The sequence below is a fragment of the Pseudomonas asturiensis genome (assembly GCF_900143095.1).
GTDB classification, from domain to species: domain Bacteria; phylum Pseudomonadota; class Gammaproteobacteria; order Pseudomonadales; family Pseudomonadaceae; genus Aquipseudomonas; species Aquipseudomonas asturiensis.
In genome coordinates this window covers 224,956-238,989 of sequence record NZ_FRDA01000004.1, presented here as the reverse complement: position 1 = coordinate 238,989, position 14,034 = coordinate 224,956, and the positions used below count along the sequence as shown (strand labels likewise).

Genomic DNA, 14,034 nt, shown 5'->3' with positions numbered 1-14,034 from the left:
GGGCGTCTGAAACACAGTCTTCGCGAGCAAGCTCGCTCCCACGGAGTGCGCAGTTCACATCCCTGTGGGAGTGAGCTTGCTCACGAAGAGGTCGGTACATCCGCCGAAGCAGGATCGTTTGAACCATGGCTTTCGCGGACAAGTCCGCTCCCACGGCCTTGGCGGACTGGGCAATGAATAACTGGATCAGCGCCCTGGCCGAGCTTCAGGCCCGTGGCGAGCCTGCCATTCTGGTGACGATCATTGAGGAACTGGGCTCAACGCCACGCAATGCCGGTTCGAAGATGGTAGTCAGTGCCGAGCGCATTCACGACACCATCGGCGGCGGGCATCTGGAATACAAGGCCATGGCGATCGCCCGAGAAATGCTCGCCAGCGGCACGCGGCACACCCGGCTGGAGCGCTTCAACCTGGGCGCCAGTCTTGGCCAGTGCTGCGGCGGCGTGAACGTGCTGCTGTTCGAACCCATGGGCGAGCCCGTCGCACAGATTGCCGTATTCGGTGCCGGACATGTCGGCCGCGCGCTGGTGCCGCTGCTGGCCAGCCTGCCCTGCCGCGTACGCTGGATCGATTCCCGCGAGAGCGAATTCCCCACGCCGATGCCTGAGGCCGTTACGAGGATCCTGAACGACGAGCCGGTCGAAGAAGTGGCGAATCTGCCCGTCGGGAGTTACTGCATCGTGATGACCCACAACCATCAATTGGATCTGGAACTGACCGCCGCGATTCTCAAGCGTGGCGACTTCGGCTACTTCGGCCTGATCGGCTCGCGCACCAAGCGGGTCAAGTTCGAACACCGGCTGCGTGAACGTGGTTTCGACGCAGCTCTGCTGCAACGCATGCGCTGCCCGATGGGGCTGGCCGAAGTGAAAGGCAAGCTGCCCATCGAAATCGCCGTGTCCATCGCCGCCGAGGTCATTGCCACCTACAACGCAAGTTTTGGCCAGCAACACGCTGACACCCCACCTATCGCCAAACTGCTGCCCGCCTCGCGCCGCAGCAGGCCATCTTGAGATGCCCATGAGTTCAGTGACGTCCCGTAAAGCCTACCGCGCAGCCATCGTCCACAGCATCGCCGACCCTGCCGAAGTCGGACCACAGGCGTCCTGCGAGTATTTCGCGGACGGCCTGATGGTGGTTGAGAACGGCCGGATCACGGCCATCGGTCATGCCGAAGACTTGCTCACCATTCTGGATGACGACGTCGAGCTGATCGAGTACCCGAACGCCCTGATCACGCCCGGCTTCATTGACACGCACATCCACCTCCCGCAGACCGGCATGATCGGCGCGTATGGCGAGCAGTTACTGGACTGGCTCAACACCTACACTTTCCCGTGCGAGCGGCAGTTCGCCGACCCTGAGCATTCGGCGCACGTCGCGGATATCTTCATCAAGGAACTGCTGCGCAATGGCACGACAACGGCGCTGGTGTTCGGCAGCGTGCACAAAGCGTCGGTCGACGCGTTTTTCAGCGCCGCGCAACAGCTCAACCTGCGCATGATTGCCGGCAAGGTGATGATGGACCGCAACGCGCCGGACTATCTGGTGGATACGCCCGAGTCCGGCTACGCCGACAGCAAGGCGCTGATTGAACGCTGGCATGGCCAGGGTCGCCTGAGCTATGCAGTGACGCCGCGCTTCGCGCCGACCAGCAGCCCGGAGCAACTGACCGTGGCCGGTCAACTGCTCCAGGAGTACCCCGGCCTGTACATGCAGACCCACATCAGTGAGAACCTGCAGGAAGTCGAATGGGTCAAGGCGCTGTTCCCGGAGCGCAAGCACTATCTGGACGTCTACGACCATTTCAACCTGCTGAGCGAACGCTCGGTGTTCGCCCACGGCGTGCACCTGTGCGACGAACAGTGCGCACGGTTGGCAGAAACCGGCTCGGCCATCGCCTTCTGCCCCACCTCTAACCTGTTTCTGGGCAGCGGCCTGTTCAACCTGCCGATGGCCGAGAAGCACAAGGTCAATGTGGGTCTGGGCACTGATGTCGGTGGTGGCACCAGCTTTTCGATCCTGCAAACGCTGAACGAAGCGTACAAGGTGATGCAGATGCAGGGCGCGCGACTCAGCCCGCTGAAATCGCTGTATCTGGCGACATTGGGCGGCGCAAGGGCGCTGCGCCTGGAGGACAAGGTCGGCAGCCTGAAGGCTGGCAACGAAGCGGACTTCCTGGTGCTGGACTACACCGCCACGCCGCTGTTGTCCTACCGTTTGAAGCAGACGAAAGATATAGAAGAGATTCTGTTCGTGCTGATGACCCTCGGCGATGACCGGACAGTGAAGGAGACGTGGTCGGCAGGTGAGCGGGTGCATGTGCGGGGATGATGACACCCGGACAGTCGCTCCCAAGGTCTGAAATCGGCATACGTTTCCACGAAGCGCCATAACCGCACGATCAACACAGCGCCGGACTGATTGGGATTGATATGAAAAAGGTGGTTTTGGCGCTCTCACTGTTCATACTGGCAGCCTGCATGCCTTATCGATCAGTGACCTCGACAGATCAAAACTGGATGCGTCTCGATGGAGATGAGCCTGAGGGTTATCCAAGGACGTTCGTTGAGCGCCTGGACGGTCACTGCTACATGACGACCGAGTCGTGGTCCCGAGGAACAATCAAAGGTCATATCCTGTGGACCAAGCGGCAGTCTCGAACGCCTGCTGTCTGCCCATAGGCGTCTGCGAGGAAGGATAATCAATGCCCGGCAAACCTCAAACAAACGCCGTAACGGCTGCTGATATCGAGCGCTCTATCCAGGCACTCAACAAAATGGCTGAACGCCTCTGGGGCGATGGCCGGGAAGCCGAGGCGAATGCCTTGCTCGACGCCTTGAACGCGTTAAACAGGGCACTCGACAGAATCAGGATCGGGGAGAGCCGCCGGGTTCTTCATTGATTCGCCAGCGTGGGCATGCGCGACGCAAGCGATCTCCGTCAGCCAGGGTCAGACGCTGACCGTATCACCGCAACATCGCTTCCCGCACCCCTGGATTCTCCCACCGCGCTGCGTCCATTCAGCAACACCGCGCTAGGCCAGCGCCAATGCATCCGCTGCCACAGGCACCACCAGAATCCCGGCGCGCAAGCCGTTCTTCACTTTCGGATTGGGAAAGATGATCCGCGCCCCCTCTTCCTGCACCACCCAGCGTGAATCGCTCACGTCTTCGGCGAGGACAAACCCTTTTTTCAACGGGGAAAAATTCTCCACGTCATCGGCCAGATGAAACGTGAAAGCGTCGCTGCGCTTGATGACTTCCCGCGCCACGCTGAACAGTTGCAGGCCGACGAGCGTGTCGTCCGGCTCGGGCTCAGTGCCTTGTATCAACTGCTCAAGGCTGGCCCGCAGCGGCGCCAGGTTGACCTGCTGGTTCTGACCGAACGGCCGGGCCTTGCCCAACTCCAGCGTGAAGGCTTCGGCACCCAACTGATCATAGGTGTAGGCGCTGAACACAATGGACGGCTTGTTCTGCAACAGCACGGCACTCATACCGGCGGCACGCAACCGGGCCAGTTCACGGCGCGAATGCAGGCGGCCTTCTTTCCAGGGATACAGCGCAAATTGCTCGATCTTCGAACCCCGGATCGCGGTGTGCAGGTCGTAATGCAGTCGGTATCGGTCCGGGAGGTTGAAGAAGCTGGCGGCCATTCGCTCCAGCTCGCAGGCGCGCAAGGCCTCGGAGCCGCCGCTTTGCTCATGACGGCCATTGAAAAGCCGGTTGACGTCCTGCTCGACAAACCGCGTGCCGCGCCGCATGGCCTCCGGGTTGCCGAACAGGAACAGAATACGTGCGCGCGGTTTCAGATCGCCGCGCGCGATGCTGCGAATCAGTTGATCCAGCAGCTCGATGGGCGCTGTCTCGTTGCCATGGATACCGGCTGACAGCAGCAGGTCAGTGCCGTTGTCGCGAGCCTCGGGCGGACGGACTTCCAAAGCCCCCTCGCCCAGCCAGCGCAGTCGCACGCCTTCGACGGTCAGTTGAGTCTTTTGCGCCGGCTCACGTCCGGCCAACGTCAATTCAAGCAGTTTGCCGAGGGCGAGCATGGCACGCTTCCTTACGAGTGAGTGTCAGGACTTAGTGGTTGCAGTCGGGACCATGCACATGACCGTCTTCTTCTGCACCCATGTCGGCCGGCTCCATTTCCAGTTGCAGACTGACCAGGTTGGTGGCCAGTGGGCGCAGCAGCAGGTTGGCGTATTCGGCGTCATCTTCTTCAACGTCAACGCCGATCAGCAACTGGCCGCGGCCGTCCTGTTGAATCCACAATTCCTTGCCCTGCCAGATGACGGCAACGCGGGTGCAGGAGGTTTCCAGCTGGGTGCCATCGGTGTCTTCGAGGATTAACTGCAGGGCGTCGCTCATATTCGGAATGCTCTTGAAAAGGAAAAATCATGCACCGGGCCTTGGCTCGGTGCGCAGGTTTCAAACGAGTTGAAAAGGATAAACGGCGCCCAGTTTAAGGATTTGCGTCAGTTCATCCAATGCCGTTCGGCATTCGGTCAGCAAACGGGGATCAGCCAGATCGTTTTCGCTCATGCGATCCCGGTAGTGGCGGTCGACCCATTGCGTCAGGGTTTCATACAACGGCGCAGTCATGATCACGCCGGAGTTGACGGCCTGCAGCTCGGTTTCATTGAGCGCCACGCGCAGGCGCAAGCACGCCGGGCCTCCGCCGTTCTGCATGCTTTGCTTGAGGTCGAACACCTTGACCTCGGTCACCGGGCTGTCGTCTGTAATCAGACGCTGCAAGTAATTCCAGACGCGGCTGTTGGCCTGACATTCCTGCGGCACGATCAGCAGCATCGTGCCATCAGGCCGCGACAGCAACTGGCTGTTGAACAGGTAGGAGCGCACGGCGTCCGCCACCGAGACTTCGGCACGTGGCACGCAGATTGCCCGCAACTGGCCACCGACCCGCGCCAGCTTGTCGCGCAGTTCGCTGAGCATCGACTCGGTGTGCAGGAACGCGTCCTCGTGATAGAACAGCACTTCGCCGTTACCCACCGCGATCACATCGTTGTGAAACACGCCCTGATCGATCACCGACGGGTTCTGCTGGCCATAAACCACACCTTCATCGCTCAAACCGTGCAGACGAGCGACGGCTTTCGACGCTTCAAGCGTCTGGCGCGCCGGGTATTTCTGCGGCGCGGGATAGCGGGTGTCGAAGGCGCTGCGCCCGAACACAAAAAACTCCACCCCTGCTTCGCCGTAGTCACGGCAGAAACGCGTGTGGTTGGCCGCCCCTTCGTCACCGAACTGGGCAACCGCCGGCAAGGCAGCATGGTGCGCGAAGTGCCCGGAATCGGCGAACATCGCGCCCAGCACGCGGCTGGTGGTCGGGTGCTCGATGCTGCGGTGGTATTTGCAATTGAGGTTGGCGGCCGTGAAGTGCACGCGGCCGTCGGCGGTGTCGGCGCTGGGGCTGACGGTCGCCGCGTTGGCGACCCACATGCTCGACGCCGAGCAACTGGCGACCAGCAGCGGCATGTCCTGCCGGGCGGCTTGTTCAATGACCTGTTCGTCACTGCCGGTGAAGCCCAGTTGACGCAGACCGGCCACATCCGGCCGCTCCTGCGGCGCAAGCACACCCTGCGTGAAGCCCATGTCCATCAGCGCTTTCATCTTCGCCAGACCCTGCAATGCCGCCTCACGCGGGTTCGAGCATTGCTGGCTGTTGCTCTGGGACGCGACGTTACCGTAGGACAACCCGCCGTAGTTGTGGGTTGGCCCGACCAGACCGTCAAAATTCACTTCACAGGATTTCATCGGCAAGGCTCCGTGGATCTGTTTTCATAAGCAATCGTTGCGCGCACTGTCAGCTCAGCCTGATACCCGGAGTCAGCGTGGTCGGCAGCGTCAGGCTGCCGGTTTCAAGGGACGCCACGGGATACGCGCAGTAATCGGCGGCGTAATACGCACTGGCCCGATGGTTGCCCGAGGCCCCGACGCCGCCGAACGGCGCGCTGCTGGCAGCACCGGTCAGTTGCTTGTTCCAGTTGACGATGCCAGCGCGGCTTTGCAGCCAGAATTGCTGATAGCGCGCTTCGGAGTCCGACAACAGGCCAGCCGCCAGACCGTAACGGGTGGCGTTGGCTTCGGCGATGGCGGCATCGAAATCGACGTAGCGAATCACCTGCAACAGCGGGCCGAACAGCTCTTCGTCGGAGCGCTCACTGACCGCGCTGACGTCAATGATACCGGGCGTCAACAACGCCGATTGCGCCAGCGGCTGACGCATCTCCAGCAACGATACAGCGCCTTTGTCCAGCAAGGTGCGCTGAGCGTCCAGCAGACCGCGCGCGGCGTCCAGCGAGATCACCGAGCCCATGAAAGGCGCAGGCTGCTGATCGAAGGAGCCGACTTCAATGGTCTCGCTGACGGCCACCAACCGCGCCAGAAAGGCATCACCCCAATCGCCCTGCGGCACCAGCAAGCGACGTGCGCAGGTGCAGCGCTGACCGGCGGAAATGAACGCCGACTGGATCACGGTGTACACCGCCGCGTCCACGTCCTGAACCTGATCCACCAGCAACGGGTTGTTGCCGCCCATTTCCAGGGCGAGGATCTTGTCCGGACGCCCGGCAAACTGTTGATGCAGCGCGTTACCGGTGCGGCTGGAACCGGTGAAAAACAGCCCGTCGATGCCCGAATGGGCAGCCAGTGCGATGCCGGTCTCGCGATCACCCTGAAGCAGGTTGAGCACACCGGCGGGCAAACCGGCTTCGATCCAGCATTTGACCGTCAGCTCAGCCACTTTCGGGGTCAGTTCGCTGGGTTTGAACAGCACGGCGTTGCCCGCCAGCAACGCAGGCACGATGTGACCGTTGGGCAAGTGGCCAGGGAAGTTGTACGGACCGAACACTGCCACCACGCCGTGGGGCTTGTGGCGCAATACGGCCGTCGCGTCGCCCAGTGGGCCGCTCTTCTCACCCGTGCGCTCGCGATAGCTCTGCACCGAGATGGCGACCTTGTTGACCATCGTGGTCACTTCAGTCGCCGATTCCCACAGCGGCTTGCCGGTTTCTTCACCGATGCAGCGGGCCAGATCGTCGGCGTGGTGCCTGAGCCGCGCAGCGAAGGCTTCGAGCACGTCGATGCGCGCCTGCAACGAGCGTCGCGCCCAGTCTGGAAAAGCCTGTCGCGCGGCCTGCACCGCCTGATCGACCTGCTCGGCGGTCGCGCCCTGACCGGACCACAGCACTTGCTGGGTCACCGGGTTCAGCGACGTGATCAGTTCACCCTGCCCGGCCTGCCAGGCACCCGCGATATACAGCGTGCTCATCAAACACCCTCCCGTGCCGCCGAGAGCGGCACTGCCCGCACGTTATCCCCGGGGCTCATGCGCAGACGTTTGGCGGTCATCGGATCGACCACCAGTGTGCCTGCGGCGAAACGCGCCGGTCCGACCGTAATGCGGCAGTCTTCGCGCTTGCGGTTGTAGATCAGAAATTGCGGCGCATCATCGCCTGGTGTGCCAATGGCCAGCACCAGCGCCTGGCTGTCGTGCACCGCGCGTATCTTGCCGGTTTCGCACTCGATGGCAGGGCCCGCGTCGAAGATATCGACGTAGCCCTGATAACTGAAGCCTTCTGCCTTGAGCATGGTCAGCGCAGGCTCGGTATCGGCGTGCACGCGACCGATCACCTTGCGCGCATCTTCGGAGAGAAAGCAGGTGTACAGCGGGAACTTGGGCATCAGCTCGGCGATGAACGCCTTGTTGCCGACACCGGTCAGGTAATCGGCCTGGCTGAACTCCATCTTGAAGAAGTGCCGGCCCAGGCTTTCCCAGAACGGCGACCGACCGTTCTCGTCAGACATGCCCCGCATCTCGGCGATGATCTTGTTGCCGAACAGCTTCGGAAATTCGGCGATGAACAGCATGCGCGCCTTGGACAGCAGCCGGCCATTGAGACCGCTGCGTGCATCGCTGCGCAAAAACAGCGAGCACAGCTCCGAATTGCCGGTCAGGTCGTTGGCCAGAAACAGCGTCGGGATCTCGCGGTAGATGTTCAGTTCCTGAGAGGCGCTGACGGTCAGGCCGACCCGGTAGTTGTACCAGGGCTCGCGCAGGCCGACAGCACCGGCAATGGCCGAGATACCGACCACACGCCCGTCATCATCTTCGAGCACGAACAGGTAGTCCGCGTCGCCCCGCTCGGCCTCGCCGCGGAAGGTCTTTTCAGCCCAGCCGACCCGGTGCGCCAGGCGCTGTTCGTTGGCGGGCAGGGTCGTCAGGCCGGCACCGGTGCTGCGCGCCAACTCGATCAGCGCGGGCAGGTCACTGCTGCGTACGGGACGAACGATCATGTTATCTCCTCAGCGGCTCTCAAGAGCCTCGAAACTTGCTTATCAGCATTCGCAGGTCTTGCTCAGACCGCCACGATCCGCACACTGGCACCTTCGCCAACACCCAGGGCTTCGGCGGCCTGCAGGCTCAGCACCACCGGGCGACCGGGCGCCCAGTCCAGCTCCAGCAGCACGGCGCGGTAATCCTGCAGCAGGCCATTGGCAACCAGATAAGAGCGCCCGCCCCGGCCGACATCGCTGGCGTTGCCTGCCTCAATCTTGACCGGTACCAGACGGCTTTGCGCAATCGAACGGATCCCGGAAACCCGCGCATGCAGGGTCGGGCCACCGTCGAAAATGTCGATGTAGTGATCGGTTTCGAAGCCTTCGCGCATCAGAATGTCGAAGGTGATCTGCGCACGCGGATGCACCTGGCCCATGGCTTCCTGTGCTTCGTCGGGCAGCAGTGGCACGTAGATCGGGTAATGCGGCATCAGCTCGGCGAGGAAGGTCCGGCTTTTCAGCCCGCACAGGCGCTCGGCAGCGGCGTAGTTGAGGTCGAAGAAGTTGCGGCCGATGGCATCCCAGAACGGTGAGTCGCCATTCTCATCGCTGTAACCGACGATTTCGGTGACCACCGAATCGGCGAAGCGCTCGGGGTGGCTGGCAACGAACAGCAGACGCCCCCGGGAATTGAGTTCCGACCACGCTGTGCCCACCAGCTCCGGCACCACGTAAAAGCTGGTCAGCAGGCTGTTGCCGGTCAGGTCGTGACACTGCGACAACACATGAATCTTGTTGTGAATCTTCAGCTCGCGAGAGGCGTGCACGAAGGTCTCGTTGCGAAAGCTGTAGAACGGCTCGGAATAACCCGCTGACGCGACAATGCCCGAGCAGCCCACCAACTGACCGCTCTCGCTGTCTTCGAGCACAAAGAAGTAGGTTTCCTCGCCGTTGAAGCTGACTTCGGCGGCGAATGAGGCCTCAGAAGAGCCGATCTTGTCGCTCAGGCGGCCAGCATCGTCGGGCAAGGACGTGACACCAATCGGGCTGTCGGCGGCGAGGCGTTGAACCTCGGCCAGATCAGCCATTTGCGCGGGGCGCATCACCAGCATGGTGCCACTCCTTGTCGATCCACAGGCCGGAACGACCGGCCCTAAAAAAAGCACCGCACGGCGTCATGCCCGCAGGGTGCCAGAAAAGTGTCCGGTGCCCGCCAAGGCGAACACCGGCAGGTAACGCGGTGAATCAGGACGTCAGTTTGGCGACGGCACGCTCGAAGCGGTTCAGGCCTTCGTCGATGTCCGCGTCTTCGATCACCAGGCTTGGCGCGAAACGGATCACGTCAGGGCCGGCCTGCAGAATCATCAGGTCCTGGGCTTCTGCGGCGTTGAAGAAGTCCTTGGCCTTGCCCTTCCAGGCATCGGCCAGCACGCAGCCGATCAACAGCCCCAGGCCGCGCACTTCGGTAAAGACGCCGTACTGCTGGCCGATCTGTTCCAGACGAGCCTTGAAGCGCTCATGCTTGGCTGTTACGCCAGCCAGCACTTCAGGTGTGTTGACGACGTCGATGACCGCCTCGCCCACGGCACAGGCCAGCGGGTTGCCGCCGTACGTAGTGCCGTGTACACCGACCGCCAGGTGCTTGGCCAGTGCGTCGGTGGTCAGCATGGCCGCCAGCGGGAAACCGCCGCCAATGCTCTTGGCGCTGGAAAGAATGTCCGGGGTCACGCCGTAATGCATGTAGGCGAACAGATGGCCGCTACGCCCCATGCCGCTCTGCACTTCGTCGAACACCAGCAGGGCCTTGTGCTCGTCGCACAGCTTGCGCGCGCCTTGCAGGTATTCAAGCTGGCCGGGCAGCACACCGCCCTCGCCCTGAATCGGCTCGAGCACCACGGCGCAGGTCTTGTCGGAGATAGCTGCTTTCAGCGCATCAAGGTCGTTGTACGGCACGTGGGTGATGCCGGTGATCTTCGGGCCGAAACCGTCGGAATACTTCGGCTGCCCACCGACACTCACAGTGAACAGCGTACGGCCGTGAAAACTGTTCACGGCGGCGATGATTTCGTATTTTTCCGGGCCATACAGGTCATGGGCGACACGACGGGCCAGCTTGAAGGCCGCTTCGTTGGCTTCGGCACCGGAGTTACAGAAGAACACCCGATCAGCGAAGGTGGCGTCGACCAGCTTTTTGGCCAGACGCAGGGTCGGCTCGTTGGTGAAGACGTTGGACACGTGCCACAGATTGTTGGCCTGCTCGGTTAGCGCACCCACCAGCGCCGGGTGGCAATGGCCCAACACGTTGACGGCGATCCCGCCCGAAAAGTCCACCAGCTCACGGCCCGCCTGGTCCCAGACTCGGGAGCCCGCACCGCGTACGGGAATGAACCCGGCCGGCGCGTAGTTGGGGACCATTACCTGGTCGAAATCGGCGCGTTGCACCGCAGCATGCTCAACGGACATCGGAGTCTCCTGATGAGGAACGCCTGCCTGAAACTGGCGAGCGATAGAAAGATTGTAAGGACAGATTCGGCTTTGACCTTGCCGCCAGGCGACAACTTGTTACAGCGCAAAACCGTGTTTTTTCAAGGTTTTCGGCAATGCGACATAATGCGTCACAAAGGCGCAGTTTAAACGGATTGCAGGCGAGTGTCTGGCCCGGCGCTGTCGGCGCACGCAGATTGATGCGCCGCCGTGACAGAGGTGTTTCAGCCGCGCTCGGCCGGAACCGGAGAAAGCTCGAACGGGCTGCTGCTGCGTCGCTGGTTGCGATCTTCACGTGGCGTCGCGCCGAAGAAGTTGCGGTAGGCACTGGAGAAGTGCGGCCCGGACGAGAAACCGCAGGACAGGCCGATCTGGATGATCGACTTGCTGGTCTGCATCAGCATCTGGCGCGCCTTGTTCAAGCGCAGTTCCAGGTAGTACTGGCTGGGCACGCGATTGAGGTACTGCTTGAAGATGCGCTCCAGCTGCCGACGCGACACGCACACGTGCTGGGCAATTTCGTCGGTGGTCAGTGGTTCTTCAATATTGGCCTCCATCAGCAGCACCGCCTGGGTGAGCTTCGGATGGCTGGAACCCAGGCGATTCTGCAGCGGAATGCGCTGACGCTCGCCGCCCTCGCGAATGCGCTCGACCACCAGCTCCTCGGACACCGCACCCGCCAGTTCCGCACCGTGGTCACGGGACAACACGGCCAGCAACAGGTCGAGCACCGACATGCCGCCACAGGCCGTCAGGCGATCGCGGTCCCAGTCAAACAAATGGCTGGTGGCAATCACTTTAGGGAAGCGCTCGCTGAAATCATCCTGCCAGCGCCAGTGCACGGCGGCGCGATAGCCGTCGAGCAGCCCGAGCTGTGCCAACGGGTAGACGCCTGCCGACAGCCCCCCAATCGCGCAACCGGCACGTACCAGTTGCTTGAGCGCGCTGCCCAGAACCGAAGCAACCGGCGCTGGAGGCTCATCGGCCAGCAGAAACAGCTTGTGCAGACCGTCCAGACGCCCGGCCCACGGCTCGCCCGGCAACTGCCAGCCACCATTGGCGGCGGGCTCAGCGGGCTCGGCCTGCAGAAACGACAGCTCGTAGACCACTTCCGGGTGCACGCGCTGGGCCACGCGCAAGGCTTCCTCGGCGAGCGCCAGGGTCAGCGCTTTGGTGCCAGGCCAGACAAGGAAACCTATTCGATGGGCAGTCATTGGGACATCCGATACGTATCGCCGCAAAAGCCAAGCCCATGAACAGGCTCGATCTGGAATCTCCAGGTCATGTCGCGTGTCGCGCAGCATGCCCTGTTCTGTTGCAAAAAGGCACCGCCGGGGCGATGCCGCTCATCACTTGAGGCTGCCCGACAAAAACTGCTGCAGGCGCTCGGTCTGCGGGTTGGCCAGCACTTCACGCGGGTCGCCTCGCTCCAGCACCACGCCCTGATGCAGAAACACCAGTTGATTGGAGACTTCGCGGGCAAAGCCCATTTCGTGGGTCACCACGACCATGGTCCGACCTTCCTGAGCCAGGCCCTGCATGACCTTGAGCACATCGCCGACCAGTTCCGGGTCGAGCGCCGAAGTGGGCTCGTCGAACAGCATCACCTCAGGCTCCATGGCCAGTGCACGGGCAATCGCCACGCGCTGCTGCTCGCCACCGGACATATGCCCCGGGTAGGCATCCTTGCGGTGCCCGACCCCCACCTTGGCCAGGTAATACTCGGCTTTTTCCAGGGCCTCTTTCTTCGGAACACCCAGTACATGCACGGGTGCTTCGATGATGTTCTGCAACGCGGTCATGTGCGACCACAGGTTGAAGTGCTGGAACACCATGGACAGGCGCGAGCGCATGCGCTGCAACTGCTTGCCATCCGCCGCTTTCAGACCGCCGTCCTTGTTCGGGACCAGCTTGAGCTCTTCGCCGTTGAGCAGGATCTTGCCTGCATGGGGCTGTTCGAGCAGGTTGATGCAACGCAGGAACGTGCTTTTGCCCGAGCCGCTGGAGCCGATGATACTGATCACATCGCCCGCTTTGGCGGTCAGGGACACACCCTTGATCACTTCATGGCTGCCATACCGCTTGTGCAGGTCCTGGACTTCCAGTTTGTTCATGCTTTGGTTTCTCACAGAACGATCAATCACTGAGCAGGCGTCCCTGACGCAGCGCCTTGCGCCCCGCCACTTTGGCCAGCCAGAAACCGGGTTGAGCGTAGCGAAGCCGCTCGATGGCAAACAGCACACCGGCAGTATTCGCGCAAATAGTGCTGACCTGATCGGACAGCGGATCGATGACCTCGAACAATGGCTCGCCGGGCTCGACCCACACGCCAGGGGCGCGCAGAAAGGTCACCACGCCGGGGTGCGGCGCATACAGCAATTCGGTGCCTTCGAACGGCATGCCTTCGCAGGCTTCGTGCACAGGCTGCGGCCAGTCGCCGCTGATGAAACCCTGCTCGGCCAGAAACGCCAGAATGCCCTCGGCATGCGCTTGGGCCTCAGGCTTGCCGGTGTCGGCCTGACCGCCCAGCTCAAGCGTCGTCGCCAGGCAGGCCAGGGGAATCTGCGCCTGCGGGAAGATCCGCGACAAACGCAACCACGGCAGCGAGCACGCTTCGTCGAACGAACTGCCGCCTGAATCCTCAGCCAGCAACGCGACCTTGACGTTCAGGTGCGCCGACAACGAACGCCACTGCGGCCAGTGCTGCGGCAAGGCGTACATATGCAGCGCAGCATCGGCGTCGCAGTGCAGATCCAGCACCACATCGGCAACGCAGGCATGTTTGAGCAGAATCCGCTGCATACCCTGCAGCTCACACTGCGGCGCAGGCAGACGCTCCAGCGCAGTGGCCATCGCCTGACGAATCAATTGAGTGTTGGCGCGCGGATCATCGCCCAGTTGCCCTTCCAGCAATTGGGCAACCGGCTCGCTCAATTCGGTGAAATCGCGGTTGAAGTTCTTGCCACTGCCGAATTCGAACCGCCCCTGATGCGCCCCCTGCAACAATTGGCCGAGACCCAGCGGGTTGGCGACCGGCACCAGTTCGATAACGCCCTTGAGCGCGCCCTGCTGCTCAAGCTCGGCAAGGCGTTTTTTCAACTCCCACGCGGCACGCATGCCGGGCAGCTCATCGGCGTGCAGGCTGGCCTGGATATAAGCCTTGCGCTCGCCGGAGCCGAAGCTGAACACGCTCAACTGACGCTCGGTACCGAGGGTACTCCAGGGCAATACATGATCGATTCTTTGCATT

At 62.1% G+C, this 14,034-nt stretch carries 13 protein-coding genes; 3 read left to right on the top strand and 10 right to left on the bottom strand.

Annotated features, from left to right (window positions below; genetic code table 11):
* The first annotated feature begins 173 nt into the window (after nucleotides 1-173).
* The 3 genes from xdhC to BUB69_RS09130 all read left to right on the top strand — a co-directional run bounded on the left by xdhC (nucleotide 174) and on the right by BUB69_RS09130 (nucleotide 2,905).
* Complete coding sequence (gene xdhC / locus BUB69_RS09145; protein ID WP_073165672.1) at nucleotides 174-1,013, top strand: xanthine dehydrogenase accessory protein XdhC; 840 nt, start codon at nucleotides 174-176, stop codon at nucleotides 1,011-1,013.
* Nucleotides 1,014-1,020: 7 nt separating this feature from the next.
* Nucleotides 1,021-2,334, top strand: a complete 1,314-nt coding sequence (guaD, locus tag BUB69_RS09140; RefSeq protein WP_073164977.1) for a guanine deaminase — start codon at nucleotides 1,021-1,023, stop codon at nucleotides 2,332-2,334.
* Nucleotides 2,335-2,707: 373 nt separating this feature from the next.
* Nucleotides 2,708-2,905: a hypothetical protein gene (locus tag BUB69_RS09130; RefSeq protein ID WP_073164970.1), complete on the top strand. Its 198-nt coding sequence runs from the start codon at nucleotides 2,708-2,710 to the stop codon at nucleotides 2,903-2,905.
* A 132-nt stretch (nucleotides 2,906-3,037) separates the two neighbouring features.
* Here the strand turns inward: BUB69_RS09130 and astE are convergent, their stop codons facing one another.
* The 10 genes from astE to BUB69_RS09075 all read right to left on the bottom strand — a co-directional run bounded on the left by astE (nucleotide 3,038) and on the right by BUB69_RS09075 (nucleotide 14,033).
* On the bottom strand, nucleotides 3,038-4,051 hold the full coding sequence (astE, locus tag BUB69_RS09125) for a succinylglutamate desuccinylase (protein WP_073164966.1): 1,014 nt from the start codon (nucleotides 4,049-4,051) through the stop codon (nucleotides 3,038-3,040).
* 31 nt (nucleotides 4,052-4,082) lie between these two features.
* Nucleotides 4,083-4,370, bottom strand: a complete 288-nt coding sequence (locus tag BUB69_RS09120; protein ID WP_004886111.1) for a hypothetical protein — start codon at nucleotides 4,368-4,370, stop codon at nucleotides 4,083-4,085.
* A gap of 60 nt (nucleotides 4,371-4,430) precedes the next feature.
* Nucleotides 4,431-5,777, bottom strand: a complete 1,347-nt coding sequence (astB, locus tag BUB69_RS09115) for an N-succinylarginine dihydrolase (protein ID WP_073164960.1) — start codon at nucleotides 5,775-5,777, stop codon at nucleotides 4,431-4,433.
* Between the two features lie 49 nt (nucleotides 5,778-5,826).
* A complete protein-coding gene (gene astD / locus BUB69_RS09110; protein WP_175561678.1) occupies nucleotides 5,827-7,296 on the bottom strand; it encodes a succinylglutamate-semialdehyde dehydrogenase in 1,470 nt (489 codons plus the stop codon).
* The gene (gene astA / locus BUB69_RS09105; RefSeq protein ID WP_073164954.1) at nucleotides 7,293-8,318 is read right to left on the bottom strand and encodes an arginine N-succinyltransferase; all 1,026 of its coding nucleotides are present in this window, start codon (nucleotides 8,316-8,318) and stop codon (nucleotides 7,293-7,295) included. The genes astD and astA overlap by 4 nt, the downstream gene beginning before the upstream one ends.
* Before the next feature lie 62 nt (nucleotides 8,319-8,380).
* Nucleotides 8,381-9,412: an arginine/ornithine succinyltransferase subunit alpha gene (aruF, locus tag BUB69_RS09100; protein ID WP_073164951.1), complete on the bottom strand. Its 1,032-nt coding sequence runs from the start codon at nucleotides 9,410-9,412 to the stop codon at nucleotides 8,381-8,383.
* Nucleotides 9,413-9,545: 133 nt separating this feature from the next.
* On the bottom strand, nucleotides 9,546-10,763 hold the full coding sequence (locus tag BUB69_RS09095; protein ID WP_073164948.1) for an aspartate aminotransferase family protein: 1,218 nt from the start codon (nucleotides 10,761-10,763) through the stop codon (nucleotides 9,546-9,548).
* A gap of 245 nt (nucleotides 10,764-11,008) precedes the next feature.
* Nucleotides 11,009-11,998 (bottom strand): transcriptional regulator ArgR, encoded by a 990-nt coding sequence (gene argR / locus BUB69_RS09085; protein ID WP_073164945.1) that lies wholly within the window; start codon nucleotides 11,996-11,998, stop codon nucleotides 11,009-11,011.
* A gap of 135 nt (nucleotides 11,999-12,133) precedes the next feature.
* Nucleotides 12,134-12,898, bottom strand: coding sequence for an ABC transporter ATP-binding protein (locus BUB69_RS09080; RefSeq protein WP_073164942.1), 765 nt, complete (start codon nucleotides 12,896-12,898; stop codon nucleotides 12,134-12,136).
* A 22-nt stretch (nucleotides 12,899-12,920) separates the two neighbouring features.
* Nucleotides 12,921-14,033 carry a succinylglutamate desuccinylase/aspartoacylase family protein gene (locus BUB69_RS09075; protein WP_073164938.1) on the bottom strand — a complete coding sequence of 371 codons (1,113 nt, stop codon included), beginning with the start codon at nucleotides 14,031-14,033 and terminating at the stop codon, nucleotides 12,921-12,923.
* Nucleotide 14,034 lies beyond the last annotated feature (1 nt).

Coding starts and splice junctions, on each gene's coding strand:
- xdhC (WP_073165672.1), top strand. CDS start 174: ATGAATAACTGGATCAGCGCCCTGGCCGAGCTTCAGGCCCGTGGCGAG.
- guaD (WP_073164977.1), top strand. CDS start 1,021: ATGAGTTCAGTGACGTCCCGTAAAGCCTACCGCGCAGCCATCGTCCAC.
- BUB69_RS09130 (WP_073164970.1), top strand. CDS start 2,708: ATGCCCGGCAAACCTCAAACAAACGCCGTAACGGCTGCTGATATCGAG.
- astE (WP_073164966.1), bottom strand. CDS start 4,051: ATGCTCGCCCTCGGCAAACTGCTTGAATTGACGTTGGCCGGACGTGAG.
- BUB69_RS09120 (WP_004886111.1), bottom strand. CDS start 4,370: ATGAGCGACGCCCTGCAGTTAATCCTCGAAGACACCGATGGCACCCAG.
- astB (WP_073164960.1), bottom strand. CDS start 5,777: ATGAAATCCTGTGAAGTGAATTTTGACGGTCTGGTCGGGCCAACCCAC.
- astA (WP_073164954.1), bottom strand. CDS start 8,318: ATGATCGTTCGTCCCGTACGCAGCAGTGACCTGCCCGCGCTGATCGAG.
- aruF (WP_073164951.1), bottom strand. CDS start 9,412: ATGCTGGTGATGCGCCCCGCGCAAATGGCTGATCTGGCCGAGGTTCAA.
- BUB69_RS09095 (WP_073164948.1), bottom strand. CDS start 10,763: ATGTCCGTTGAGCATGCTGCGGTGCAACGCGCCGATTTCGACCAGGTA.
- argR (WP_073164945.1), bottom strand. CDS start 11,998: ATGACTGCCCATCGAATAGGTTTCCTTGTCTGGCCTGGCACCAAAGCG.
- BUB69_RS09080 (WP_073164942.1), bottom strand. CDS start 12,898: ATGAACAAACTGGAAGTCCAGGACCTGCACAAGCGGTATGGCAGCCAT.
- BUB69_RS09075 (WP_073164938.1), bottom strand. CDS start 14,033: ATGCAAAGAATCGATCATGTATTGCCCTGGAGTACCCTCGGTACCGAG.